The sequence below is a fragment of the Paraburkholderia tropica genome (assembly GCF_014171495.1).
Lineage (GTDB): Bacteria > Pseudomonadota > Gammaproteobacteria > Burkholderiales > Burkholderiaceae > Paraburkholderia > Paraburkholderia tropica.
This window is the reverse complement of sequence record NZ_CP049134.1, coordinates 295,286-320,559: the sequence shown is the minus strand read 5'-3', so window position 1 is coordinate 320,559 and position 25,274 is coordinate 295,286. Positions and strand designations below refer to the sequence as shown.

The following is a 25,274-nucleotide window of genomic DNA, read 5'->3' as shown; positions in this document are numbered from 1 at the left end:
CTTCTCATCCCACGCCGCGCTGCCTGGCGCCCGTCACGCGCCACCAGCAAGGCCGCGCGCGGCCGGAAGCGTCATAACAGTCGCACGGATCGGATGCTATGATGACCCAATCGGGTCCATCTCCACTCCCATGCGTATCATCCTGATCACCGGCATCTCGGGTTCCGGCAAGTCGGTGGCGCTCAATGCGCTCGAAGACGTCGGCTACTTCTGCGTGGACAATCTGCCTCCGCGCTTTCTGCCGCAACTCGCGCAATATCTGTCCGAAGACGGCTACGAGCGTCTCGCGGTGGCCATCGACGCGCGCTCGAGTTCGTCGTTCGACGACATGCCGGAGATGATCCGCGACCTCGCGCGCCGTCACGACGTGCGCGTGCTGTTTCTGAACGCCAGCACGCAGTCGCTCATCCAGCGCTTTTCCGAAACGCGCCGCCGTCATCCGCTCTCGGGTTCGGTCGCGCACGACGCCAACGTCGGCATGCTCAAGTCGCTCGAAGAAGCCATCGAGCACGAGCGCGAACTCGTCGCGAATCTCGCGGAATTCGGTCATCAGGTCGACACCAGCAATCTCAGCGCAAATTCGCTGCGCCAGTGGGTGAAGGTGTTCGTCGAAGGCGAACGCGGCTCGCTGATGCTCACCTTCGAATCGTTCGGCTTCAAGCGCGGCGTGCCGCTCGACGCGGACTTCGTGTTCGACGTGCGCACGCTGCCGAATCCGCATTACGACGCGCGCCTGCGGCCGCTTACCGGCCTCGATCAGCCCGTGATCGACTTTCTGAAGGCGCAACCGGCCGTCCACGAAATGATCGCCGACATCGGGGCGTTCGTCGCGAAATGGCTGCCGCATTTCCGTAACGACAACCGCAGTTACCTGACCATTGCGATCGGCTGCACGGGCGGCCAGCATCGTTCGGTCTTTATTGCCCAGTCGCTCGCCACGCGCTTCGCCGGCGAGTCGAACGTGATCGTGCGTCATCGCGATGCGCCTCTCGACGTCGGAGAGTCATCCCGCCTGATCGCCTGACCGGCCGCACCGCGCGGCCTTTTACCGAAAGCGTTGCGCCATGCCCTCGACTCCTGCCGTGCTTGCCGATTTGCCGCTCTTTCCGCTGCATACGGTGCTGTTCCCCGGCGGCCTGCTGCCGCTGAAGATCTTCGAAGCGCGTTATCTGGACATGGCGCGCGAATGTCTGCGCGAGGAATCGCCGTTCGGCGTGTGTCTGCTGAAAAGCGGCGGCGAGGTCGCACAACCCGACGAAACCGCCGTGCCCGAAGCCGTGGGCTGTCTCGCGCGCATCGAGCAATGCGATGTGGAAACCTTCGGCATGCTGCTGATCCGCGCGCACGGCACGCAGCGTTTTCGCCTGCTCTCGCACCGCGTGCAGCCCGACGGCCTGCTCGTCGGCATGGCCGAACTGCTGCCCGAAGACATCCCGCTCGAAGGCTCCGATCATCTCGCGCGTTTCGGCGCGTGCGCGGAAGTGCTGGAGCGCATCATCGCGACCCTCCGCGAACGCGATCCGTCGAGCGTGCCGTTCGCCGAGCCGTTCCGTTTCGACGATCCGTCCTGGGTCTCGAACCGTCTCGCCGAAGTGCTGCCGATCGCCCTGCGCGCGCGCCAGAAGCTGATGGAACTGGACGACGCCAGCGCGCGCATCGACGTCGTGCATCACTACATGCAGCAGCATCAGTTGCTCTGATGCCGCAGTGATCCGCGCGGCGTTTCCGGGTTAGATCAGCGAACCGCGCAATCCGTCGAGCAGCTTGCGCACCGGCGCGGGCACGCCATAGGCGTCGATCTCGCGCAGCGCGACCCACGCCGTTTCCCCATCCTGCGCGACGAGCGCACCGCCCTTGCGCGCGTCGAGTTCAACGACGCGCGGCTCGATGTCGAGCTTGAAATGCGTGAAGGTGTGTTGGAGCGACGCGAGCGCGGACGCCTTCGCGCCCTGCGCGCCATAACCGTCGGCGCGCGCGGCCAGCGCGGCTTCGTCGGCGGCTTCGGGCAGGCTCCACAGGCCGCCCCAGATGCCCGAAGGCGGACGCTTTTCCAGCATCACCGCGTCGCCGTCGAGCAGGATCAGCATCCACGTCTGACGCGTGGGCACCGCCTTTTTCGGCCGCGAGGCGGGCAACTGGCGTTGCCGGTTCGTCGTCTTCGCCACGCAGTCGGAGGCGAACGGGCAGCGCTCGCAGTCGGGCTTGCCGCGCGTGCAGAGCGTCGCGCCCAGATCCATCAGACCTTGCGTGTAGGCGCTCACGTCGGCGTCGGTGGCGTCGGCGCCCGGCACGAGCGATTCGGCGAGCGTCCACATCGCGTTTTCCACGCGCTTCTCGCCCGGAAAGCCTTCCACGCCGAACACGCGCGCGAGCACGCGCTTCACGTTGCCGTCGAGAATCGTCGCGCGCGCGCCGAACGCGAACGAGGCGATCGCGGCGGCGGTCGAGCGGCCGATGCCGGGCAGCTCCGCGAGTCCTTCGACCGTCGACGGAAATTGTCCGCCATGGCTCTCGGCGACCACCTGCGCGCAGCGATGCAGATTGCGCGCGCGCGTGTAGTAGCCGAGCCCGGCCCACAGCGCCATCACGTCGTCGGCGGGCGCGGCGGCGAGCGCCTCGACTGTCGGAAAGCGATCGAGAAAGCGCGCGTAGTACGGAATCACGGTGGAAACCTGCGTCTGCTGCAGCATGATTTCCGAGAGCCAGATGCGGTACGGGTCGCGCGTGTTCTGCCACGGCAGGTCGTGACGGCCGTGTTCGCGCTGCCACGCGATCAGGCGCGGCGCGAAGCTCGCGAGCAGTTCGGCGGAATAAGTGGATTGCAGCGCGTCGGGCGCGGGCTTTGCGGAGGTCTTGAGATACATGAACGGACTGACGGATCAGCGCTGACAGCGCGGACAGAAATAGGTCGACCGCTGGCCTTGCACGATCTGTTTGATCGGCGTGCCGCACACGCGGCAGGGCTGGCCCGCGCGGTCGTAAACGAAGTATTCGAGCTGGAAATAGCCGCTTTCGCCATTGCTGCCGACGAAGTCGCGCAAGGTGCTGCCGCCTTTTTCGATGGCCGAGGCGAGCACGGCGCGCACGGCGTCGGCGAGCAGTTCGTAGCGCGCGAGCGAGACGCGTCCGGCGGCCGTGGTCGGCCGGATACCGGCGCGAAAGAGACTTTCCGACGCGTAGATATTGCCCACGCCCACGACGATGTCACCGGCCAGCAGCGCCTGCTTCACCGACACCTTGCGCCCGCGCGTCTCGCGAAACAGCAGCGCGCCGTCGAAGGCGGGCGTGAATGGCTCGATGCCGAGGTTCGCGAGCAGCGGATGGCCGAGCACGTCGCCGTCCTCGCGCGCGTGCCAGAGCACGGCGCCAAAGCGGCGCGGATCGCGAAAACGCAAGGTGAAGTCGTCGAACAGCCAGTCGATGTGATCGTGCTTTTCCGCAACCGGCGGCTTCGGAAGATTACGTAACACGCGCAGGGTGCCGGTCATGCCAAGATGCACGATGAACCAGCCGTCTTCGACCTCGAACAGCAGATATTTGCCGCGTCGTCCAACTGAACGGACCGTGCGACCGCGCAGTATGCGCGCAAGCGAGGCCGGCACAGGCCAGCGCAGCGAGCCGTTGCGCACGTCGACACGCTCCACGCGACGGCCCGCGACCCACGGCTCGATGCCACGGCGGGTCACTTCAACTTCTGGCAACTCTGGCATCTTTAATCAGTTTGTGAGGTTGGGCTGGGAAAATGGCGGACAGCGCGGTGCACAGCGCGACGCAGCATGGTCGCCAGGCCCGGCGACCGCGCGGGGCTGGTCTGCAACTTGCGTCATCGTCGTGCGCGTATTGTAGCCAGCGCGTTACAATCGACCGAAACATTCGACGGAATTCCATGGAACTGTCTTTCGTAAAGCTGTTTGCGAAGCGCCTGCCCCACGCGGCGCCGCGTCTGCGCAAAACGTTCGAACTCCGCGCGTTCGGCCCCCGGAAACTGATCGGCGCCGCCGTGCTCGCAGCCTGGGCGCTGAGCACGTCGAGCGCGTACGCACAGGATCCGTCCCCCGACACGGACGACACTTCCGTGACCATGCCGGACGCGTTCGGCCCCGCGACGGCCGACGAAAAGAAGGATCTGCCCGCGATTCCGCTCACGAGCCAGATCACCTTCCAGGTGCTCGCCGCTGAAATCGCGCTCCAGCGCGATCAGCCCGCGCCCGCCTATCAGACGTATCTTGCGCTCGCGCGCGATACGCACGATCCGCGCATGGCGCAGCGTGCAACGGAAATCGCGCTCGCGGCGCAAAGCCCGACCGACGCGCTCACCGCCGTGCAGCTCTGGCAGCAATACGCGCCCGACTCGGAGCGCGCCGCGCAACTCGACGCCTCGCTGCTCGTGCTCGCCGGCAAGCCCGCCGACGCGCAGCCGCTGCTCGCGCGCGAGCTGGCCCGCGTGCCGGCCGACAGCCGCGGCCCGGCCATCCTCTCGCTGCAACTGCTGCTTTCGCGCGGCCCGAACCGCTCCGGCGGTCTCGACGTGCTCAAGGCGCTGCTCGTCAACGACATGGACCGCCCCGAAGCGCAACTCGCCATTGGCCGTCAGCAACTGCTCGCCGACGACGTGCCCGGCGCACGCAAGTCGTTCGAACAGGCGCTCGCGAAGAAGAGCGACTACCTGCCCGCCGCGCTGATGCTCGTGCAAATGGGCCCGGAGGAGCGCGCCGAAGGCATTGCGGCCATCGAGCAGTACGTCAAGCAGAATCCGAAGTCGCGCGACGGCCACCTTGCGCTCGCGCAGACCTACCTCGCGGCCAACCGTCTCGACGACGCGCAGAAGCAGTTTGAAATCCTGCACAAGTCCAAGCCGGACGACCTGATGCCGATGATGGCGCTCGCGCTCATCGACGTGCAGCAGAAGAAGTACGACGACGCGAAGAAGTATCTGGTTCAGTACGCGCAGGCGGCCGAAAAGGTCACGGGCGGCGACCCGGGCCAGGCCTACATCTACCTCGCGCAATTGTCGGCTGAACAGAAGGACGACGCGGGCGCCGACGCCTGGCTGAACAAGATCGGCCCGACCAGCCAGCAATACGTGCCGGCGCAGGTGATGCGCGCGCAACTGCTCGACAAGCAGGGCAAGGTCGACGACGCGCGACGCCTGCTCGCGGGCATCCAGAGCGACGACCCGCGCGACCAGTCGCTGATCGCCCGCACGGACGCCTCGATCCTGTTCGACGCGAAGCGTTATCCGGAAGCCGAAGCGCGCCTCGCGAAGGCCACCGCCGACTTCCCTGACGACCCCGATCTCACCTACGACTACGCGATGGCCGCCGAAAAGAACGGTCACTACGAAGTCATGGAAGCGCAGTTGCGCAAGCTGATCAAGACGCAGCCCGACAATCCGCAGGCCTACAACGCGCTCGGCTATTCGCTCGCCGACCGTAACCAGCGCCTGCCGGAAGCCGACCGTCTGGTCGAGAAGGCTTCGGCGCTCGCCCCCGACGACGCGTTCATCATGGACAGCGTGGGCTGGGTCAAGTACCGCATGGGCGACAACGCCGACGCCATCAAGCTGCTGCGCAAGGCTTACAGCATGCAGCCGAACGCCGAAATCGGCGCGCATCTGGGTGAAGTGCTGTGGAAGAACGGCGACCAGGACGGCGCACGTCAGGCCTGGCGCGAAGCCCGCAAGCTCGAACCCGACAACGACACGCTCCTGAAGACGCTCCAGCGCCTCCAGGTCAACGATCTCTGATGGCCGATTCCCGACTCAGCATCCGTTCCGCCGTGTTGCGCCCCGTATTGCGCCCTGCGCTGCGCCTCGCGCCGGGCGCGGCGCTCGCCGCGCTGCTCGCCCTCGCGGGCTGCGCGACGCAGGCGCCGCACGAGCCGTCCACGGCGCGCGCCACAACCTCGCTCACCACGCAGACGAACCGCGCCTATCACGGCCGTTTTGCCGTGCAGTACAACGACCAGAACGGCCAGCAGCGCAACGCGTACGGCAATTTCGACTGGCGTCAGACCGACTCCACCGTGACCTTGCAGTTGCTCAATCCGCTCGGATCGACGCTCGCGATCGTCACGTCGGCGCCGTCGCAGGCCACGCTCGAACTGCCGAACAAGCCGCCGCTCACCGCCGACAACGTCGGCACGCTGATGCAGCAGGCGCTCGGCTTCGCGCTGCCGGTCGAAGGTCTGCGCTACTGGCTGCAACCGTCGGTCGCGCCCAGTTCGCGCGCGCATACGAGCGCCGACCCGCAGAACCCGCAACGTCTTTCGCAGATCGAGCAGGACGGCTGGACCATCGACTACATCGCTTACGCGGACGCGCCCGCGACCGGCGTCAAGCGCGTGAATCTCACCCGCGAAGATCCGCCGCTTCAGATCAAGCTCGTGCTCGACCAGTAAAATCCAGCACGACACGACCGTCGCGCGGCCCGCCGCACGACGGTCAGGCAAGCCTCAACGCACCATGACCGAAACTCAAGACTCGCTGCGCGACTGCCTCGCGCCCGCGAAACTCAATCTCTTCCTGCACATCACGGGCCGCCGCCCGAATGGCTATCACGATCTGCAGACCGTGTTCCAGTTGCTCGACTGGGGCGATACGCTGCATTTCACGCGCCGCCACGACGGCCGCATCACGCGCACCGTCGAAGTCGAAGGCGTGCCGGCCGAACACGATCTCACCGTGCGCGCGGCCAAGCTGCTCAAGGAGCACACGGGTACGCAGGAAGGCGTCGAGATCGACATCGAAAAGCGTCTGCCGATGGGCGCCGGTCTCGGCGGCGGCAGCTCCGATGCGGCCACCACGCTGCTCGCGCTGAACCGCCTCTGGAAGCTCAATCTGCCGCGCCTCGAATTGCAGGAACTGGCACTGAAACTGGGCGCCGATGTGCCCTTCTTCGTGTTCGGGAAAAATGCATTTGCGGAGGGTGTTGGCGAGGCGCTGGAATGTGTACAATTGCCCCCGCGTCATTTTCTGGTTGTGACGCCGCAGGTTCATGTTCCTACCGCTGAAATTTTTTCAGAAAAGTCGTTGACAAGGGACACAGAGACCTGCACAATAGCAGTCTTTCTTGCACAGCAAGCAGCGCAGAACGGATGGCCAGACAGTTTCGGCCGGAACGATATGCAAGCGGTTGTCGCAGGAAAATACGCGGAAGTTGCGCAGGTGATCAAGTGGTTCGAGAACATCTCGAGCAGCACAACATCGGCGCGGATGACCGGATCGGGTGCAAGCGTTTTCGCAGCATTCACCAGTCGGGCCGAAGCAGAAACGGTGCAAGCCAAACTGCAAGCGGAACACCCAACCTGGAGAAGCGCGGTAGCCTCGAGTCTGGACACGCATCCACTCTTCACTTTCGCGTCATAGTTTTGCGTGGCTGATCGCTCTACCGGTCAGTCAGGCTAGAAGTTGAGTGTAGGGGAGTCGCCAAGTTGGTCAAGGCACCGGATTTTGATTCCGGCATGCGAGGGTTCGAGTCCTTCCTCCCCTGCCAAAAATTCTAAAAGCAGTTCGCCCAAGTAGTTCCTCTCGCCCCCCAAAGTCCGCAGCAGGTGCATGATGAGCAGCCATGACGGCCTGATGGTTTTTACTGGCAACGCAAATCCCGCGCTTGCACAGGAAGTCGTCAAGATCCTCGGTATTCCCCTCGGCAAGGCTATGGTTAGCCGCTTCTCCGACGGTGAAATCCAGGTCGAAATCCAGGAAAACGTGCGTGGCAAGGACGTCTTCGTCCTCCAGTCCACCTGCGCGCCGACCAACGACAACCTCATGGAACTGATGATCATGGTCGATGCGCTCAAGCGCGCATCCGCAGGCCGGATCACTGCAGCCATCCCCTACTTCGGCTATGCCCGTCAAGACCGCCGCCCCCGTTCGGCGCGCGTCGCCATCTCGGCGAAGGTCGTGGCGAACATGCTGGAAATCGCGGGCGTCGAGCGGATCATCACGATGGATCTGCACGCTGACCAGATCCAGGGCTTCTTCGATATTCCCGTCGACAACATCTACGCAACGCCCGTGCTGCTCGGCGATCTGCGCAAGCAGAACTACGAGAACCTGCTGGTCGTTTCGCCGGACGTCGGCGGCGTGGTGCGCGCCCGTGCGCTCGCCAAGCAACTCGGCTGCGATCTCGCGATCATCGACAAGCGTCGTCCGAAGGCGAACGTCGCCGAAGTGATGAACATCATCGGTGAAGTCGAAGGCCGCACCTGCGTGATCATGGACGACATGGTCGACACCGCCGGCACGCTCTGCAAGGCAGCGCAAGTGCTGAAGGAACGCGGCGCAAAGCAGGTCTTCGCTTACGCCACGCACCCGGTTCTCTCGGGTGGCGCTGGCGAGCGTATCGCAGCTTCCGCACTGGACGAACTGGTCGTCACCGACACGATTCCGCTGGGCGCAGAAGCCCGCGCGTGCTCGAAGATCCGCGCGCTCACGAGCGCCGGCCTGCTCGCGGAGACGTTCTCGCGTATCCGCCGCGGCGACTCGGTGATGTCGCTGTTCGCAGAAAGCTAAAAAGAATTGACGCGCAAAGCGCGGTGTTCGCGAGAATGCCGCGCTTTTGCACGTAATCGGCGCGAACGGACGAAGGTTCGTGCTGCATCGCTGGGGGCCAGAAGACAGCCGTGCTGTCGACAAGGCCCCGTTTTACTGCCTGGTCGCGGGCAGTGCATTGGAGAATCACATGAAAGTCATCGCTTTCGAGCGTAACCTGCAAGGTACGGGTGCGAGCCGCCGCCTGCGCATCGCTGGCAAGACCCCTGGCATCGTTTACGGTGTCGGTTCGGAACCCCAGCTGGTCGAACTCGACCACAACGCGCTGTGGCACGCCCTGAAGAAGGAATCCTTCCACTCGTCGATCCTCGAGCTCGAAGTGGCAGGCAAGTCGCAACAGGTTCTGCTGCGCGACGTGCAATACCACCCGTTCCGTCAGCTCGTGCTGCACGTGGACTTCCAGCGCGTGGACCCGAACAAGAAGATCCACACGAAGGTGCCCCTGCACTTCATGAACCAGGAAACCAACCCGGCCGTCAAGCTGGGTGGCGCGATCATCTCGCACGTCCTCGCGGAAATCGAAGTGGTTTGCCTGCCGGGCCAACTGCCGGAATTCCTCGAAGTCGACCTGGCGAAGATCGAAGCCGGTCAATCGCTGCACGCCAAGGACATCACGCTGCCGGCAGGTGTGACGCTGGTTCCGCACATCGAAGCGGAAAACCCGGTCGTCGCGTCGGCACCGGTGCCGGCTGGCGCACAAGCCGCTGCTGAAGGCGAAGCAGCAGCTGAATAAGCTGCGGCAACAAGCCGATCCTCTCGATCCGTCTCAATAGAGACGGTCGACGTGACCCGCCGCGGTTCGCCCGGCGGGTTTTTTTTCGCACTCTTTCATACACTTCCGTACACTTGCGGATCACGCTCCGGCCGCTGGCCGTCGAGCCTTCAGCGATTTTGCAGGCGGAAACACCACCATGATCAGGTTGATCGTCGGGCTCGGCAATCCGGGCGCCGAATATACGGCGACGCGCCACAACGCGGGCTTCTGGCTCGTGGACCAGCTCGCGCGCGACGCCGGCACGACGCTGCGCGACGAGCGCCGCTTTCACGGCCACTACGCGAAGGCGCGCCTCTACGGCGAGGAAGTGCATCTGCTCGAACCGCAGACCTATATGAACCGCTCGGGCCAGTCGGTCGTCGCGGTCGCGAACTTCTTCAAGATCCTGCCCGACGAGATCCTCGTCGCGCACGACGAACTCGATCTGCCGCCCGGCACCGTGAAGCTCAAGCTCGGCGGCGGCAGCGGCGGCCACAACGGCCTGAAGGACATTTCCGCGCATCTGTCGACGCAGCAATACTGGCGACTGCGCATCGGCATCGGCCATCCGCGCGATCTGATTCCCGAAGGTGCGCGCGCGGGCGCCAAGCCCGACGTGGCGAACTTCGTGCTCAAGCCGCCGCGCCGCGAAGAGCAGGACGTGATCGACGCGTCGATCGAGCGCTCGCTCGCGATCATGCCCACCTTCGTGAAGGGCGAAACCGAGCGCGCCGTGATGCTGCTGCATCGCAACGGCTGAAGTCGGCGTTGCGCGGATAACCTTGCGTCAAGGTGCGCGCCGTGCGTCACGCGCGGCTGCACAAGTCTTATCGAATGAGTGAAGGAGAGCGTCTTGAGTCGTTTCTGGAGTGACATCGTCCACCGTCTCGTACCGTACGTGCCCGGCGAACAGCCGGCGCTCGCGCATCCGGTGAAGCTCAACACCAACGAGAATCCCTACCCGCCCTCGCCGCGCGTGCTCGACGCGATCCGCGCCGAACTGGGCGAGCACAGCGAGTCGCTGCGCCGCTATCCCGATCCGGTCGCGAAGAATCTGCGCACCGCCGTGGCCGCGCATCACGGTCTGCGCGCCGATCAGGTGTTCGTGGGCAATGGCTCCGACGAAGTGCTCGCGCACGCGTTCCTCGCGCTGCTCAAGCACGACAAGCCGATTCTCTTTCCCGATATCACCTACAGCTTTTATCCGACCTACGCGCGGCTCTACGAAGTCGAATACCGCACGGTGCCGCTCGACGAGCAATTCCAGATTCGCGTGGACGACTATCTGCAGCCGAACGGCGGCGTGATTTTCCCGAATCCGAATGCGCCGACCGGCCATGCGCTGCCGCTCGCCGAGATCGAGCGCGTGGTCGCGGGCAATGCGGATTCGGTCGTGATCGTCGACGAAGCGTATGTGGATTTCGGCGCCGAGTCGGCCATCGCGCTGATCGACCGCTATCCGAATCTGCTCGTCGTGCATACGACCTCGAAGTCGCGTTCGCTCGCGGGCATGCGCGTGGGCTTTGCGTTCGGTCACGCCGATCTGATCGACGCGCTCAACCGCGTGAAGGACAGCTTCAACTCGTATCCGCTCGATCGGCTGGCGCAGGCCGCCGGCGTGGCCGCCTACGAGGACGTGGCGTATTTCCGCTCGACCTGCGAACGCGTGATCGCGAGCCGCACGCGCCTGAATGCGGCGCTCGAGGCGCTGGGCTTCGAGGTCGTGCCGTCGGCGGCGAACTTCGTGTTCGCGAAGCATCCGAAGCACGACGCGGCCGGCATTGCCGCGAAGCTGCGCGAAAAGGAAATCTTCGTGCGCCATTTCAAGCTGCCGCGTATCGATCAGCATCTGCGTATCTCGATTGGCACCGACGCGGAATGCGATACGCTCGTCGAGGCGCTCAAAGCCATCGTTGCCTGAGCCTCGCTGTGAGCCTCGCTGTGAGCCTCGCTGTGAGCCTGGTTGTGAGCCTCGTTGGCCGCACATAAAAGCCAGGCATAAAAAAAACGCGCCCTCGGGCGCGTTTTTCGTTTGCAGCGTCGTCGTTGCGAGCAGACTACGGGCGGGCTGTGGCGCTCAGGCGTCCTTCGCCGCCGTCAGCGTCTCGTACTTCCGCATCAGCTGCTCCTGCGTTTCGAGGTGCTCGGGATTCTTCGGGATGCACTCCACCGGACACACCTGAATGCACTGCGGCTCGTCGAAATGGCCGACGCACTCCGTGCACTTGTTCGGGTCGATCACGTAGATTTCCGGGCCCATCGAAATGGCGTCGTTCGGGCACTCGGGCTCGCAGACGTCGCAATTGATGCACTCGTCGGTAATCATCAGGGCCATACTTCTCTCGCGTTTCCCTTCAAAAACAAGACATTATAGCGCCGCGGCCCCGCGCCTGCCGACCCTCGCGAGGCTCAGGCCTTCGCGGGTGCGCCGCCCTGCGACGCCACCTTGTCCTGGAGGCGCTTTTCCACCGACGGGAACACGAACTTGCTGACATCGCCGCCCAACTGGGCGATTTCGCGCACGATCGTGCCCGAAATGAACTGATACTGATCCGACGGCGTCATGAACATGGTTTCGACGTCGGGCAGCAGATAGCGGTTCATGCCCGCCATCTGAAACTCGTACTCGAAGTCGGAAACCGCGCGCAGGCCGCGCACGATCACGCGCGCGTTGTTGCTGCGCACGAAGTCCTTCAGCAGACCCTTGAAGCTCATGACCTGAACGTTGGGATAGTGGCCGAGCACCTCATGCGCAATTTCTAGCCGCTCGTCGAGCGTGAAGAACGGCTTCTTGTTGCGACTGTCGGCGACACCGACCACCAGCGTGTCGAAAATGCTCGACGCGCGCCGCACGAGATCTTCGTGACCACGCGTGAGCGGATCGAACGTACCGGGGTACACGGCGACTACCATGAGGCTTCTCCTCTCAACAGAAATGGGGCGCAAACCGTTGCGAAAACGGCGGTCAAAACATCGGCCAAAACAGTGTGCGCTCGGGCGTGCGCGGCACGAAAACCGTCCGCCCGTTTTTTATCGAACCTTATCGAACGCGCATTATTCCTCATTTTCGCGTTGCAGCAAATGATAGCGGACGGCCCCCGCCTTGCCGTCGCGCGCGACGCGCCAGCCCGCCAGCGCAGGCTGCGCGCCCGGATCGACGGCTTCGCCGGATTCGACATAGAGCCAGCCGTCGGGCGCGACGAGCGGCGCGGCGAGTTCGAGCGCGCGCGCGAGCAGCGCGGCGTCGCCGAACGGCGGATCGAGGAACACGACGTCGAACGAGCCCGGCGGCAGGTTCGCGGCGAGACGCAGCGCGTCGGCTTCCGCGATTTCGATCACGCGGGCGCCGAGGCGCTCCTGATTCGCGCGCAGTTGCGCGGCGGCGCGCCCGCTGCGCTCGACCATCACCACGCGCGCAGCGCCGCGCGACGCGGCCTCGAAGCCGAGCGCGCCGCTGCCGGCGAACAGGTCGAGACAGCGCAGGCCGTCCAGACGCTGGCCGAGCCAGTTGAACAGGGTTTCGCGTACGCGGTCGGGCGTGGGGCGCAGCCCGTCGAGATCGAGCACGGGCAGCGGCGTGCGCTTCCAGTCGCCGCCGATAATCCGGATCGTGTGCGTGCCGCCGCGCGCGGGTGGCGCGGAACGTGCGCCCTGCGGGCGTGAAGAAGATGAACGGGCCATGCGTGTGTACTGTGTGAATCGAGGTTGAATCGTCGCAACCGGATCGCCATTGCGCAATCCGGTGGGATGCGAACCGGTGATCTGAACCGGCGAAGCAAACCGGGCTGCCAGGCGCGACGCAGAGGCCGCCCGGCCAATCCGCGAACGTTACCACAGCGCCGCGCGCGCGCCGGAAGCCTGCGGCAAGGACGCGCCCTATGCCGCCTGATAAAATGTCGTGTTTTCCACGCGTTGCATGCTGAAATGACGTCGATGACCGTCCCTCGGTCAGACCGGCAGCGCGATCCCACCACGCCACAGATCATGTTCAGTTTCTTCAAACGACTCCGCGGCGACAAGAACGCGGAGAACGAGCAGGCCGAAACCGCCGCTCCCGAGGCCGACGCCGCACGCGACGAAGCGCCTGCGGCGCCGCGCGCGCCGGCCGCGCCCGCAGAGTCCAAAGCACCGCCCGCTGCCGCCCGCACGTTCGAGGCCGTCGAAATCGTCCCGCCGCCCGCGCTCGACGCCACCGCGAAGAAGTCGTGGCTCACGCGCCTGAAGTCGGGCCTGTCGAAAACGGGTTCGAACATCCAGAGCATCTTCGTCAACGCGAAGATCGACGACGATCTCTACGAGGAGCTGGAAACCGCGCTGCTGATGTCGGACGCGGGTGTCGACGCCACCGAATATCTGCTCGAAACGCTGCGCCAGAAGGTGCGCGCCGAACGCCTGACCGAAGCGCAGCAGGTGAAAACCGCGCTGCGTCAGTTGCTGATCGACCTGCTCAAGCCGCTCGAAAAGTCGCTGATGCTGGGCCGCGCGCAACCGCTCGTCATGATGATCGCGGGCGTGAACGGCGCGGGCAAGACCACCAGCATCGGCAAGCTCGCCAAGCATCTGCAGAGCTTCGACCAGAGCGTGCTGCTGGCCGCCGGCGACACGTTCCGCGCCGCCGCGCGCGAGCAGCTCACCATCTGGGGCGAGCGCAACAACGTGACGGTCGTGCAGCAGGAAAGCGGCGACCCGGCCGCAGTGATCTTCGACGCCGTGAACGCGGCGCGCGCGCGCGGCATCAACGTGGTGATGGCCGACACGGCCGGCCGCCTGCCCACGCAGCTCCATCTGATGGATGAGCTCAAGAAGGTCAAGCGCGTGATCGGCAAGGCCTTCGACGGCGCGCCGCACGAAGTGCTGCTCGTGATCGACGCGAACACGGGCCAGAATGCACTCACGCAGGTGAAGTCGTTCGATGACGCGCTCGGTCTAACCGGCCTGATCGTCACCAAGCTCGACGGCACCGCGAAGGGCGGCATTCTCGCCGCGATCGCGCGCCAGCGCCCGATTCCGGTGTACTTCATCGGCGTGGGCGAGAAGGTCGAGGATCTGCAGCCGTTCGTGGCCGAAGAATTTGCGGACGCATTGCTCGGCAACTGATCCAGGCGGCGTAAAAGAAAAGGGCATCCCTCTCGCGAGCGATGCCCTTTTTCACGTCATGATCGGCTCAGCTGAGCGCAAATCGCCGCGATATCACTCCGAATCGGGCTGCGCGCCCGGCGCCGCGCGCGCGAATGCATCGAGCTGCACGGCGTAATCGTGAATGCGCTGAATGGTCGGAAACCGCGTGGTGTCGACGTTAAAGCGATGCGCGTTGTAGATCTGCGGCACGAGGAACAGATCGGCGAAAGTCGGCGTATCGCCGAAACACAGCTTGCCGGTGCGCGGGTCGCCGGCCAGCCGCGCTTCGAGCGTCTCGAAACCCGCTTCGACCCAGTGCCGGTACCACGCATCCTTCGCCGCGTCGTCCACGCCCAGCGTGCGCTTCAGGTACTTCAGCACGCGCAGGTTGTTCAGCGGATGGATCTCGCAGGCGATCTGCAGCGCAAGCGAACGCACGTGCGCGCGGTCGACGGGCGACTTCGGCAGCAGCGGCGGCTCCGGATGCGTCTCTTCGAGATACTCGATGATCGCGAGCGATTGCTGGATCGCGTGCTGCTCGTCGTCGACGAAGGTCGGCACGATGGCGTCCGGGTTCACCTTGCGGTACTCGGGCTTCAATTGCTCGCCGCCGTCGCGCACCAGATGCACCGGCACGTACTCGTACGACAGATTCTTGAGATTCAACGCAATACGCACGCGATACGACGCCGAACTGCGGAAATAGCTATATAGCTTCATGCTCCTCTCATGCTCCTTGTTTTAGTCGCGCGGTATCGAGCCGCAGCGCGCCGGGCGGGCGCAACGCTGCGTCAGGCCGGTCGCATCGTTCAGGCGGTTTTCAGACTACGCGCACAGCGATTTCGCCCAGGCCGTCCACGCCGCCCTTCATCAGATCGCCCTTCACCACCGCGCCCACGCCTTCCGGCGTGCCCGTGAAGATCAGGTCGCCCGCCTTCAGCTCGAACAGCGTCGAAAGATACGCGATCGTATCGGCAACTGGCCAGATCATCTGCGAGATATCCGAGCGCTGCTTTTCCTCGTCATTCACCGAAAGCCAGATCGAGCCTTTGGCCAGTTGGCCGACTTGCGCCACCGGATGGATCGGGCCGATCGGCGCCGAATGGTCGAAACCCTTGGCCGTATCCCACGGACGGCCGAGCTTCTTCGCTTCGGCCTGCAGATCGCGGCGCGTCATGTCGAGACCGAGCGCGTAGCCGTAGACGTGGTCGAGCGCGCTTTCCACCGGAATGTTCTTGCCCGCCTTGCCGATCGCCGCAACGAGTTCCATTTCGAAGTGCACGTTGTTCGACTGAGCCGGATACGGGAAATCGGCGGCCGCACCGGGCGGCACGAAGAGAACGGCGTCGGCGGGCTTGGCGAAGAAGAACGGCGGTTCGCGGTTCGGATCGTGGCCCATCTCGCGCGCATGCGCTTCGTAGTTGCGGCCCACGCAATAGATGCGGCGCACCGGGAAATGCGCGCTGCTGCCCGCGACCGGCACGTAGGCTTGCGGCGCCGGTTCAAATACGTAACTCATCTGTTTCTCCGTCTTCGTTCTTCGTGATGGTCAGTCAACGCCGCGCGACGCCTGCATCCGCTCGCGGCTCGGCAGCGTAAAACGCGAGTGTAACGCGCAGCGGCGCGCGGCGCGGTCAGCCGCCACGGCAAGCAATCGCGACGATATTTCAAGCCATTGCGAAGCTTTCGAAGCTTGCGGCGCCGCGCTGGCGCAGTTCGATACCGCAGTATTGCGGCACGGCTGCGACAACGCTACGGCCCTAATCCCTTCACTGCGTCGGACCGCACCGCGCAGGTCGTGCGATACTTCCTGCATCCGCAAGACAGTCGCCGAACGGCACGCACCGCCCACGCAGCGTGGCGCGTGGCCGGCACATCGACATAACACGCACGCCCTCATGAACGCCCCCGACTCCACCGAGACCTTTTCCTGCGCCCGCTTCATCAAGGAGATCGGCCGCGGCCCGCACGGCGCGCGCTCGCTGTCGTCCGAAGACACGCACGCGCTCTACGCCGCGATGCTCGACGGCCGCGTGCCCGAGCTCGAGCTGGGTGCAGTCTTGCTGGCTTACCGCCTCAAGGGCGAAACCGCCGACGAACTGGCTGCGATGCTTTCGGCGGCGCACGCGTCGTTCGCGCCGATTGCCGTGCCTGCAGGCGACTATCGCGCGGTCTCGATTCCGAGCTACAACGGAGCGCGCAAGCAGCCGAACCTCGTACCGCTGCTCGCCCTGCTGCTCGCCCGCGACGGCGTGCCGGTGCTCGTGCACGGCGTGCAGACCGATCCCGGCCGCGTCACCAGCGCCGAAATCTTTGCTGCACTAAATCTCCCCAACGCACGCGATCACGCCGACATCGAAGCACAACTCGCCGACAAACGGGTTGCATTTGCGTCGATCGAAACGCTCGCACCGCAGCTTGCGCGCCTGCTCTCGCTGCGTCGCCGGATGGGCGTGCGCAACTCCACGCACACGCTCGTCAAGCTGTTGCAACCGTTCGCGCAACCGGGCCTGCGGCTCGTGAATTACACGCATCCGCCGTATCGCGAGAGCTTGAGCGCGCTGTTCGCCGCGCATCCCGAAGCAGCCGTGGGTGGCGCATTGCTTGCGCGCGGCACCGAAGGCGAAGCGGTCGCCGATACGCGCCGCCAGGTGCAGGTCGACTGGCTGCATGACGGCGTCTGCGACACGCTGATCGAACCGGAACGCTCGTCGCCGGACGCGCCCGAAGTGGATCTGCCCGAAGGCCGCGACGCGCCCACGACCGCCGAGTGGATCGCCGACGTGCTGCGCGGCGAAGTGCCCGTGCCCGACGCGATCGCCCGTCAGGTGGAAACGATCAAGCGCATCGCGAAGCGCTGAACGATCCGGCTGAAAGCGCGGCGGCATGGACGTTTGCGGCCGTCCGCGCGTTGCTTGCGGATCGTCCGCATTTCGGCAATTGAGCGCTTCATCGCCTATCTGCGTGCAATTTTTCTTGCTGCGTCGCCACATTCCCTGTTGACAGGCGCGTTCGTCCTGACTTAAATTGGTCGAATGCGTTCCTATCCGAACACCCTCCGAATTACCCTCGGCCGCCTAGCGGCCCTATCGCTACGTCTAGCGTAAGCCAGGCGTAGCGCTGCGCGACCGCTCCCCAGAGCCGGTCGGCAGTCCTCCCAGCAGTTCTCGCAGTACCCCCAAACTCGCAGTATCTCTACAACTTGTCGTCTGCATTCGTCCGTCTACCGACTGGACGAGTCGCGAGGTCAAAATGCACGTTGCATGGGCATCGTTCACGTTCGCTTTCGCCGCGCCGGTTACCGCCGTCAGCGTGGCTGTCTTCTTCGCGTCCGAGGTTGCCGCCCGGATGCCGGAAGTCTCTCGCATCGTGCCTCGTCGCCAGCCCGCCAGCCGCCCGCTGCCGACCGCCATCGCATACGACATCATGAAGAACGAGGCCCATCATGTTGCGTAATCCCGCCGAAAAATATCGCCCTTTCCCCGCCATCCGTTTGAACGGCCGCAAATGGCCGACGCGCACGATCGAACGCGCGCCGATCTGGATGAGCACCGACCTGCGCGACGGCAACCAGTCGCTCATCGAGCCGATGAGCATCGAGCAGAAGACCGAATTCTTCGAAATGCTCGTGCAGATCGGCTTCAAGGAAATCGAAGTCGGCTTTCCGTCCGCTTCGCAGACCGACTTCGATTTCGTGCGCAAGCTCATCGACGAAAAGCGCATTCCCGACGACGTGACGATCGAAGTGCTCGTGCAGTCGCGCGAAGATCTGATTGCCCGCACGTTCGAGGCGCTCGAAGGCGCATCGCGCGCGATCGTGCATCTTTACAACGCGATCTGCCCGTCTTTCCGCAAGATCGTGTTCGGTCAATCGAAGGAAGAAGTGAAGGTGCTCGCCGTGAACGGCACGCGCATGATCCGCGAGCACGCCGACGCCCGCCCGCAGACGCACTGGACCTACCAGTATTCTCCGGAAACGTTCAGCATGGCCGAGCTCACGTTCGCCCGCGAAGTCTGCGACGCCGTCGCCCAGACGTGGCGCCCGACGCGCGATCACAAGATGATCGTGAATCTCCCGGCGACCGTCGAAGCCGCGATGCCCAACGTCTACGCCGACCAGATCGAGTGGATGGACCGCAACCTCGCGTATCGCGACAGCATCGTGCTCTCCGTGCATCCGCATAACGACCGCGGCACCGCCGTGGCCGCCGCCGAAATGGCCGTGCTCGCGGGCGCGGACCGTGTCGAAGGCTGTCTCTTCGGCAACGGCGAACGCACCGGCAACGTCGATCTCGTCACGCTCGCGATGAATCTCTACACGCAGGGCATCGATCCGGGCCTCGATTTTTCGGACATCGACGCCGTGCGCCGCGTGGTCGAGCGCTGCAATCAATTGCCCGTGCATCCGCGCCATCCGTACGCGGGCGACCTCGTGTTCACGGCGTTTTCGGGTTCGCATCAAGACGCGATCCGCAAGGGTTTCGCGCTTCAGCAGCCCGACGCCATCTGGGAAGTGCCCTATTTGCCGATCGATCCCGCCGATCTCGGCCGCAGCTACGACGCGGTGATCCGCGTGAACAGCCAGTCGGGCAAGGGCGGCGCGACGTATCTGCTCGAACGCGGCATGGGCTTCACGCCGCCGCGCCGCGTCCAGATCGAATTCAGCCACGCCGTGCAAAAGGTCACGGACGCCTCCGGCGTGGAAATCACCGGCGAGGCGATCTGCTCGCTGTTCGAACGCGAATATTTCGAGACGAAGGGGCCGGCAACGATGGTCGGCGCAGGCCGCGCACGCTTCGAAGGCCGCGACGTCGCGATTGCCGCGGCAGCGCAGATCGACGAAGCGCATGCGCAAGCCGTCGCGGCAGCGTTCGCCGATGTTGCGGAAGAAAGCGTGGAGATCACGTCGTTTGAAACCGCGCGCACGGCACAAGGCGGCACGGCGGTGTTCGTCGGCGCCCGGGTGGGCGGACAGGCGCTGCGCCACGGCGTGGGCGTCGCCGACGATGCGGCGCAGGCTGTACTCGCCGCGGTGATCAGCGCCATCAACCGCGCAACGTGGCAGACGGTCGACCGTCGCGTCGCGGCCTGATCGGGCCACGAAGCGATCCGGAAGCGATCAATAGTCGGAAAGTTAGCAGCAGAAAAGCAGCAAACCTGGAGGCGGCGCCGTTGAGCGCCGGCGGCAAAACGGGCCGCTGGCGTGCGCCCGAAACGCCCTAGCAGGCGGATCGGCGAGTGGACTTACCGGATCTCACTCGATCGCGCAACGCGTCGCCTGCCACGCGAGCAGACGCCAGTGGCCATCCTCCTGCGTCTGGATCGCCGTGTAGGCAATCGGAAACAGCAGCGCGCCATTGTTCGCTTCCATCTCGATCAGCACGCGCCCCGACACCACGCAGGTCTCGTTGCCCACCGGCAGCACGTCCTGCGACTGGATCTCGATCTGACGGTAGCGCCGGCGCCCCGCCGTGATCGCATCGATGAACTGCTGCTTGGTCTCGCGCTTGCCGTTCGTGTGAACGAAAAAGACATTGTCGGACAGCAGTTGATCCAGCGACGAGCCGTCGCCGTCCACCATCGCGCGAAACCGCTCGCGCTCCAGTCCGCGAATCGCTTCGATTACTTTTGCCGCCATTACCCGGGCCCCTTGCGCACGAGCCCGCGCCACGCGCGCCGGTTCGCACAGAAGATGTACGCATGCGTGTCGCTGAAATTTATACCAGGTTTGGACGCATGGATACTTGCGATCAAAAGGATCGGCCCCATATGCGCGTCAGAAAGAGCCGTCACGCTGCGCGATTGCTTCCTGCATCCGCAGACGGCGTTGTGTGACGCGCCGCACGCTCAAGCCTGCTAGCCCTGCGCCGCAATGTCGCATCGCAGCACTTTCGGCGTATTCTGATGTCATTCAGATATCTGCCGTGAACAGAATTCGGGCGCGGCTGCCCGTGCGAGCCAGTACGAGCCCGTGCGAAACAATCGCGGAACAGCGTCTGCGAGGCCCGATTATTGAGTCCGTCAGCGCCGCTTATTCAGTTTTTTATCCAGCCCCAAATTCTCTGCCGCGCCGGCTTTGCGCGGCGTCATCGTTCTAGAGTTATCCCTCGGTTCGCGGGTGTGCGCGCGCCGCATCGGGCTGGAAACCCCGTCCCGTCTGCCTCCCGTGATTTTGTTGAAACCTATCGAAACAACTATTTCGATAGATAACACGGAACCATGAAGCCCCTACCGACTCCAAGTATTAGCACTCGCTGATTCAGAGTGCTAACATCCAACGTGGAGTCGCAGTCTGACTTTTGCAAGATTCCTGAGGAGTTCGCTACGTGAGCAACGCAATGGCAATGACCCTTCCGGGTACGCTGAACACCAAGCCGGCCAAGGCCGCGGGTTCGGGTGCCCTGGCGCTCGCGAACGCTTCCCTGCTGCCCGGCCAACTGGGCAACATCGACGCCTACATCCAGGCCGTAAACCGGATCCCGATGTTGACGCCGCAAGAGGAGCGTCAATTCGCGACTGAATTTCGCGAGCAAAACAATCTGGAGTCCGCGCGCCGCATGGTGCTGTCGCACCTGCGCCTCGTGGTCTCGATCGCCCGTAATTACCTCGGCTATGGTCTGCCGCACGCCGACCTGATCCAGGAAGGCAATATCGGTCTGATGAAGGCCGTGAAGCGCTTTGACCCCGAGCAGAACGTACGTCTCGTGTCGTACGCCATGCACTGGATCAAGGCCGAAATCCACGAATACATCCTGCGCAACTGGCGCATGGTGAAGGTCGCCACCACCAAGGCGCAGCGCAAGCTGTTCTTCAACCTGCGCAGCCACAAGCAGGGCCTGCAGTCGTTCACGCCGGAGGAAATCGAAGGCCTGGCGCAGGAACTGAATGTGAAGCGCGAGGAAGTCGTGGAGATGGAAACGCGCTTGTCGGGTGCCGACATCGCGCTGGAAAGCCAGAACGACGACGGCGAGGAATCCTTCGCGCCGATCGCCTGGCTCGCCGACTCGCACAGCGAGCCGACCGCCGTGATGGCCGCGCGCGACCGCGATCGTCTGCAGTCGGACGGCATCGCCAGCGCGCTGGAAGCGCTCGACCCGCGCAGCCGCCGCATCATCGAAGCGCGCTGGCTGAATGTGGCCGACGACGGTTCGGGCGGTTCGACGCTGCACGAACTCGCCGACGAGTTCGGCGTATCGGCCGAGCGGATCCGCCAGATCGAATCCAGCGCAATGAAGAAGATGCGCACGGCGCTCGCCGCCTACGCCTGACGCGCGTATCAAGCTGCGCCGCTCGCCCCGCGAGCGTGACGCCGACAGCCCCGCCCCTGCCAGGTGCGGGGCTTTTTCTTTTCCGGCGCCAGAAATAAGTACACGTTCACGCCGTCTCTGAGCGTTCCCTCGTAAGATGAATTCGCATGCCGCGCAGTCTTGATCTGATGCACGGTTGCAAACATCAGAACGCGACCTCAAAAAATTGATTTCGAACAAATCGGATCGCATTACTGATCGGTGAGGCAGGCGCTCGCGGCTTCTTGTCACGGTGTCCTGATGACCCCACTCCTAGAATCCTTGTACACAACATGTACACCAATCCGGGTTGCGTGCAGGCCTGGCCAGGAAACAAGTTTTAGGGGCAACAGTCATCGTCATGATCTTCACTTCCGGCCAGTCAGCGCGCACGCGACCGCTTCTGCGCGCACGCATTCTCCAGTGGGCGCGCGGCCCGACCTTCGCCCGCGACATCGTTCTCGTTCTCGCCGTCAAGCTCGTGCTGCTGATGGCGCTGAAGTACGCCTTCTTCAATCATCCGCAGGCCGAAAACATGAACATGCCGCCTGCGGAAGTTGCCCAGGCCATTCTCTCCGTACCGGTGTCGGCCGGGACGAACCCGCAACAAGGGAACCACCATGCCCATTAGCGAAACCGTCGATCTCTCGCGGCTGCAGTTCGCGGTCACCGCGCTCTACCACTTTCTGTTCGTGCCGCTCACGCTCGGGCTCTCGTGGCTGCTCGTCATCATGGAATCCGTCTACGTGATGACCGGCAAGACCATCTACAAGGACATGACGCAGTTCTGGGGCAAGCTCTTCGCGATCAACTTCGTGATGGGCGTCACCACCGGCCTGACGATGGAATTCCAGTTCGGCACCAACTGGTCTTACTACTCGCACTACGTGGGCGACATCTTCGGCGTGCCGCTCGCCGTCGAAGGGCTCGCGGCCTTCTTCCTCGAATCCACCTTCGTCGGCCTGTTCTTCTTCGGCTGGAACCGCATGTCGAAGGGCGGCCACCTGCTCACCACTTTCTTCGTCGCGCTCGGCTCGAATCTCTCGGCGCTGTGGATCCTGGTCGCCAACGGCTGGATGCAGAATCCGGTCGGCGCCGAATTCAACTACGAAACCATGCGCATGGAGCTGTCGAGCCTGTTCCAGGTGATCTTCAATCCGGTCGCACAGGTGAAGTTCGTGCACACCGTTTCGGCGGGCTATGTGACGGCGTCGATGTTCGTGCTTGGCATCTCGTCGTGGTATTTGCTGCGCCGCCGCGACGTCGATTTCGCGCTGCGCTCGTTCGCGATCGCCGCCGGTTTCGGCCTCGCCTCGACGCTCTGCGTGATCGTGCTCGGCGACGAGTCGGGCTATCGCACCGGCGAAGTGCAGCAGGTGAAGCTCGCCGCCATCGAAGCCGAATGGGATACCGCGCCGGCGCCCGCGCCCTTCACGCTCTTCGGCATTCCTAATCAGAAAGAAGAGCGCACCGATTACGCGATCCAGATTCCGTACCTGATGGGCATCATCGCCACGCGTTCGATCGACGAGCCCGTGATCGGCCTGAAGGATCTGATGGGCCGCGCCGAAGTGCGCATCCAGAACGGCATGCTCGCCTATGCCGCGCTGCAAAAACTCAAGGAAGGCAACGCCGATAACGCCACGCGCGACGTGTTCGAAGCGCACAAGGGCGATCTCGGCTACGGCCTGCTCGTGAAACAGTTCGCGCCCAATGTGGTCGACGCCTCGCCCGCGCAGATCAAGGCCGCCGCGAAGCACTCGATTCCGCCCGTCGCGCCGGTGTTCTGGTCGTTCCGCGTGATGGTCGGGCTCGGCATGCTGTTCCTGCTGACCTTCGTGCTCGCGTTCTGGTTTTGCGCGCAACGCTCGCTGCTCCAGGACAACCGCCGCTGGTTCCTGCGCTGGGCCGTCTGGGCGATTCCGCTGCCGTGGCTCGCCGCCGAATTCGGCTGGATCGTCGCCGAACTCGGCCGCCAGCCGTGGACCATCGCCGAAGTGCTGCCGACGCATCTCTCCGCGTCGAGTCTCGCGCCCGGCGACGTGTGGCTGAGCCTCGCGGGCTTCGTGGTGTTCTACACGGCGCTTTTCATCATCGAGATCACGCTGATGTTCAAGTACGCGCGCCTCGGGCCGTCCTCGCTGCAGACGGGACGCTATTTCCACGAGCAGGGCGCGGCGGCCGTGGCGAGCGGCAACCGCGTCGCCTGACGCCCCCTGGCCTCCGGACCCACATCAGGAAACACACCATGGACTACGCAACCCTCAAAGTGATCTGGTGGGTGCTGATCGGCGTGCTGCTGATCGGCTTCTCGCTCACCGACGGCTTCGACATGGGCGCAGCCGTCCTGCTGCCCTTCATCGGCAAAACCGACGCGGAGCGCCGCGTCGTCATCAACACGGTCGGCGCGACGTGGGAAGGCAACCAGGTCTGGCTCATCACCGCGGGCGGCGCGATGTTCGCCGCCTGGCCGCTCGTCTACGCGGCGTCGTTCTCGGGCTTCTACTTCGCGATGCTGCTGGTGCTCTTCGCGCTGTTCTTCCGGCCCGTGGGCTTCGACTATCGCGGCAAGCGCGACAACCCGAAGTGGCGCGGTGCGTGGGACTGGGCGCTCTTTATCGGCGGCTTCGTGCCCGCGCTGGTGTTCGGCGTGGCGTTCGGCAACCTGCTGCAAGGCGTGCCGTTCCAGTACGACACCGATCTGCGCGTGACCTACTACGGCAGCTTCTGGGCGTTGCTCAATCCGTTCGCGCTGATCTGCGGGCTCGTGAGCCTCACCATGCTCAGCGCGCACGGCGCCGCGTTCGTGAAGCTCAAGAGCGACGGCGTGGTGGCCCAGCGCGCGTCGAAGGCGTTGCGCCTGATGGCGGGACTCGCGGTCGTGCTGTTCGTGGTGGCGGGCGGCCTGGTGGCAACGCTGATCGGCGGCTATGCGATCACCAATGCCGCGCCCTACGACGCGGTCGCCAATCCGCTGCTCAAGAGCGTGGAGCCGGGCGCGGGGCTGTGGATCGCCAACTACGTGACGTATCCGTGGATGGCGGCCGCACCGATCGTCGGCATTCTGGGCGGCGTGATCGCGTTCGTGCTGGCCGGATCGCGGCTCGAAAAGACGGCGTTCATCGGCACGTCGCTGCTGATCGTCGGGGTGATTCTCACTGCGGGCTTTTCGATGTTCCCGTTCATCATGCCGTCGTCGCTCGATCCGCGTTCGAGCCTCACGGTCTGGGACGCGACGTCCAGCAAGATGACGCTCGAGATCATGCTCGTGGCCGTCATCATCTTCCTGCCGATCGTGCTCGCGTACACCACCTGGGCGTATCGCATCATGCGCGGCAAGGTGACCGTCGACGCACTCGACGACAAGCGCAACACGATGTACTGAACGCCACATCGGCAACGTCGGCAACAAACGCAGGAGCAAACATCATGTGGTACTTCACCTGGATTCTCGGCATCGGCGTGGCGCTCGCCTTCGGCATCATCAACGTGATGTGGCTCGGCGAGCAGCAGAAGATGCAAACCCACGGCGACGACGCGCATTAACGTACGGCGCCGCGAC

The 25,274-nt window shown here is 64.3% G+C and carries 26 protein-coding genes and 1 tRNA gene; 19 read left to right on the top strand and 8 right to left on the bottom strand.

The window, feature by feature from the left end:
• Nucleotides 1-130: 130 nt before the first annotated feature.
• Entirely contained in the window at nucleotides 131-1,024 is an 894-nt protein-coding gene (gene rapZ, locus G5S35_RS01515) for an RNase adapter RapZ (RefSeq protein ID WP_176079414.1), read from the top strand.
• Nucleotides 1,025-1,064: 40 nt separating this feature from the next.
• On the top strand, nucleotides 1,065-1,700 hold the full coding sequence (locus tag G5S35_RS01510; protein ID WP_110325383.1) for an LON peptidase substrate-binding domain-containing protein: 636 nt from the start codon (nucleotides 1,065-1,067) through the stop codon (nucleotides 1,698-1,700).
• A gap of 30 nt (nucleotides 1,701-1,730) precedes the next feature.
• On the opposite strand, the gene mutY is transcribed toward G5S35_RS01510, so the two are convergent.
• Together mutY and mutM are read right to left on the bottom strand one after the other, a co-directional pair.
• A complete protein-coding gene (mutY, locus tag G5S35_RS01505) occupies nucleotides 1,731-2,864 on the bottom strand; it encodes an A/G-specific adenine glycosylase (protein WP_080180577.1) in 1,134 nt (377 codons plus the stop codon).
• Between the two features lie 15 nt (nucleotides 2,865-2,879).
• On the bottom strand, nucleotides 2,880-3,710 hold the full coding sequence (gene mutM / locus G5S35_RS01500; protein ID WP_065062200.1) for a bifunctional DNA-formamidopyrimidine glycosylase/DNA-(apurinic or apyrimidinic site) lyase: 831 nt from the start codon (nucleotides 3,708-3,710) through the stop codon (nucleotides 2,880-2,882).
• A gap of 176 nt (nucleotides 3,711-3,886) precedes the next feature.
• On the opposite strand from mutM, the gene G5S35_RS01495 reads away from it, so the two are divergent.
• The 8 genes from G5S35_RS01495 to hisC all read left to right on the top strand — a co-directional run bounded on the left by G5S35_RS01495 (nucleotide 3,887) and on the right by hisC (nucleotide 11,229).
• Nucleotides 3,887-5,746, top strand: a complete 1,860-nt coding sequence (locus tag G5S35_RS01495; protein ID WP_065062198.1) for a tetratricopeptide repeat protein — start codon at nucleotides 3,887-3,889, stop codon at nucleotides 5,744-5,746.
• Nucleotides 5,746-6,399, top strand: coding sequence for a lipoprotein insertase outer membrane protein LolB (lolB, locus tag G5S35_RS01490; RefSeq protein ID WP_065062197.1), 654 nt, complete (start codon nucleotides 5,746-5,748; stop codon nucleotides 6,397-6,399). Before G5S35_RS01495 ends, lolB begins: the two co-directional genes overlap by 1 nt.
• 64 nt (nucleotides 6,400-6,463) lie before the next feature.
• Nucleotides 6,464-7,366, top strand: coding sequence for a 4-(cytidine 5'-diphospho)-2-C-methyl-D-erythritol kinase (ispE, locus tag G5S35_RS01485; protein WP_074981478.1), 903 nt, complete (start codon nucleotides 6,464-6,466; stop codon nucleotides 7,364-7,366).
• Between the two features lie 50 nt (nucleotides 7,367-7,416).
• Nucleotides 7,417-7,493, top strand: a tRNA-Gln gene (locus G5S35_RS01480).
• 65 nt (nucleotides 7,494-7,558) lie between these two features.
• Nucleotides 7,559-8,515: a ribose-phosphate pyrophosphokinase gene (locus G5S35_RS01475; protein ID WP_027815686.1), complete on the top strand. Its 957-nt coding sequence runs from the start codon at nucleotides 7,559-7,561 to the stop codon at nucleotides 8,513-8,515.
• A gap of 169 nt (nucleotides 8,516-8,684) precedes the next feature.
• Complete coding sequence (locus tag G5S35_RS01470; protein ID WP_065062193.1) at nucleotides 8,685-9,287, top strand: 50S ribosomal protein L25/general stress protein Ctc; 603 nt, start codon at nucleotides 8,685-8,687, stop codon at nucleotides 9,285-9,287.
• A gap of 178 nt (nucleotides 9,288-9,465) precedes the next feature.
• On the top strand, nucleotides 9,466-10,068 hold the full coding sequence (gene pth, locus G5S35_RS01465) for an aminoacyl-tRNA hydrolase (protein ID WP_065062191.1): 603 nt from the start codon (nucleotides 9,466-9,468) through the stop codon (nucleotides 10,066-10,068).
• A gap of 93 nt (nucleotides 10,069-10,161) precedes the next feature.
• Complete coding sequence (gene hisC / locus G5S35_RS01460) at nucleotides 10,162-11,229, top strand: histidinol-phosphate transaminase (RefSeq protein ID WP_183038503.1); 1,068 nt, start codon at nucleotides 10,162-10,164, stop codon at nucleotides 11,227-11,229.
• Nucleotides 11,230-11,385: 156 nt separating this feature from the next.
• Here the strand turns inward: hisC and G5S35_RS01455 are convergent, their stop codons facing one another.
• From G5S35_RS01455 to rsmD, 3 genes are all read right to left on the bottom strand, one after another.
• On the bottom strand, nucleotides 11,386-11,643 hold the full coding sequence (locus tag G5S35_RS01455; RefSeq protein WP_065062189.1) for a YfhL family 4Fe-4S dicluster ferredoxin: 258 nt from the start codon (nucleotides 11,641-11,643) through the stop codon (nucleotides 11,386-11,388).
• Between the two features lie 74 nt (nucleotides 11,644-11,717).
• Nucleotides 11,718-12,221: a pantetheine-phosphate adenylyltransferase gene (coaD, locus tag G5S35_RS01450; protein ID WP_065062187.1), complete on the bottom strand. Its 504-nt coding sequence runs from the start codon at nucleotides 12,219-12,221 to the stop codon at nucleotides 11,718-11,720.
• Between the two features lie 141 nt (nucleotides 12,222-12,362).
• The gene (gene rsmD / locus G5S35_RS01445; RefSeq protein WP_183038502.1) at nucleotides 12,363-12,989 is read right to left on the bottom strand and encodes a 16S rRNA (guanine(966)-N(2))-methyltransferase RsmD; all 627 of its coding nucleotides are present in this window, start codon (nucleotides 12,987-12,989) and stop codon (nucleotides 12,363-12,365) included.
• Nucleotides 12,990-13,292: 303 nt separating this feature from the next.
• On the opposite strand from rsmD, the gene ftsY reads away from it, so the two are divergent.
• Nucleotides 13,293-14,405, top strand: a complete 1,113-nt coding sequence (gene ftsY / locus G5S35_RS01440) for a signal recognition particle-docking protein FtsY (RefSeq protein WP_110325365.1) — start codon at nucleotides 13,293-13,295, stop codon at nucleotides 14,403-14,405.
• 93 nt (nucleotides 14,406-14,498) lie between these two features.
• On the opposite strand, the gene maiA is transcribed toward ftsY, so the two are convergent.
• Both maiA and G5S35_RS01430 read right to left on the bottom strand, forming a co-directional pair.
• Entirely contained in the window at nucleotides 14,499-15,146 is a 648-nt protein-coding gene (gene maiA, locus G5S35_RS01435) for a maleylacetoacetate isomerase (RefSeq protein WP_065062181.1), read from the bottom strand.
• 100 nt (nucleotides 15,147-15,246) lie between these two features.
• Entirely contained in the window at nucleotides 15,247-15,945 is a 699-nt protein-coding gene (locus G5S35_RS01430; protein WP_110325363.1) for a fumarylacetoacetate hydrolase family protein, read from the bottom strand.
• A 379-nt stretch (nucleotides 15,946-16,324) separates the two neighbouring features.
• On the opposite strand from G5S35_RS01430, the gene ybiB reads away from it, so the two are divergent.
• The 3 genes from ybiB (at nucleotide 16,325) to leuA (ending at nucleotide 19,518) form a co-directional block, all read left to right on the top strand.
• On the top strand, nucleotides 16,325-17,287 hold the full coding sequence (gene ybiB / locus G5S35_RS01425) for a DNA-binding protein YbiB (protein ID WP_074981468.1): 963 nt from the start codon (nucleotides 16,325-16,327) through the stop codon (nucleotides 17,285-17,287).
• A 391-nt stretch (nucleotides 17,288-17,678) separates the two neighbouring features.
• Nucleotides 17,679-17,882 (top strand): hypothetical protein, encoded by a 204-nt coding sequence (locus G5S35_RS01420; RefSeq protein ID WP_065062175.1) that lies wholly within the window; start codon nucleotides 17,679-17,681, stop codon nucleotides 17,880-17,882.
• Nucleotides 17,872-19,518 carry a 2-isopropylmalate synthase gene (gene leuA, locus G5S35_RS01415; protein ID WP_183038501.1) on the top strand — a complete coding sequence of 549 codons (1,647 nt, stop codon included), beginning with the start codon at nucleotides 17,872-17,874 and terminating at the stop codon, nucleotides 19,516-19,518. The genes G5S35_RS01420 and leuA overlap by 11 nt, the downstream gene beginning before the upstream one ends.
• Nucleotides 19,519-19,680: 162 nt before the next feature.
• Here leuA and G5S35_RS01410 read toward each other — a convergent pair whose 3' ends face one another.
• Entirely contained in the window at nucleotides 19,681-20,064 is a 384-nt protein-coding gene (locus G5S35_RS01410) for a nuclear transport factor 2 family protein (RefSeq protein ID WP_065062171.1), read from the bottom strand.
• A 700-nt stretch (nucleotides 20,065-20,764) separates the two neighbouring features.
• Here G5S35_RS01410 and rpoH point away from each other — a divergent pair.
• The 5 genes from rpoH to cydX all read left to right on the top strand — a co-directional run bounded on the left by rpoH (nucleotide 20,765) and on the right by cydX (nucleotide 25,258).
• Nucleotides 20,765-21,694 carry an RNA polymerase sigma factor RpoH gene (gene rpoH, locus G5S35_RS01405; protein WP_373681563.1) on the top strand — a complete coding sequence of 310 codons (930 nt, stop codon included), beginning with the start codon at nucleotides 20,765-20,767 and terminating at the stop codon, nucleotides 21,692-21,694.
• 379 nt (nucleotides 21,695-22,073) lie between these two features.
• Complete coding sequence (gene cydP, locus G5S35_RS01400) at nucleotides 22,074-22,343, top strand: cytochrome oxidase putative small subunit CydP (protein ID WP_065062167.1); 270 nt, start codon at nucleotides 22,074-22,076, stop codon at nucleotides 22,341-22,343.
• Complete coding sequence (locus G5S35_RS01395; protein ID WP_065062165.1) at nucleotides 22,333-23,922, top strand: cytochrome ubiquinol oxidase subunit I; 1,590 nt, start codon at nucleotides 22,333-22,335, stop codon at nucleotides 23,920-23,922. The genes cydP and G5S35_RS01395 overlap by 11 nt, the downstream gene beginning before the upstream one ends.
• A gap of 38 nt (nucleotides 23,923-23,960) precedes the next feature.
• Nucleotides 23,961-25,097, top strand: coding sequence for a cytochrome d ubiquinol oxidase subunit II (gene cydB, locus G5S35_RS01390; RefSeq protein WP_110325359.1), 1,137 nt, complete (start codon nucleotides 23,961-23,963; stop codon nucleotides 25,095-25,097).
• A gap of 44 nt (nucleotides 25,098-25,141) precedes the next feature.
• The gene (gene cydX, locus G5S35_RS01385; protein ID WP_183038500.1) at nucleotides 25,142-25,258 is read left to right on the top strand and encodes a cytochrome bd-I oxidase subunit CydX; all 117 of its coding nucleotides are present in this window, start codon (nucleotides 25,142-25,144) and stop codon (nucleotides 25,256-25,258) included.
• The last annotated feature ends 16 nt before the right edge of the window (nucleotides 25,259-25,274 follow it).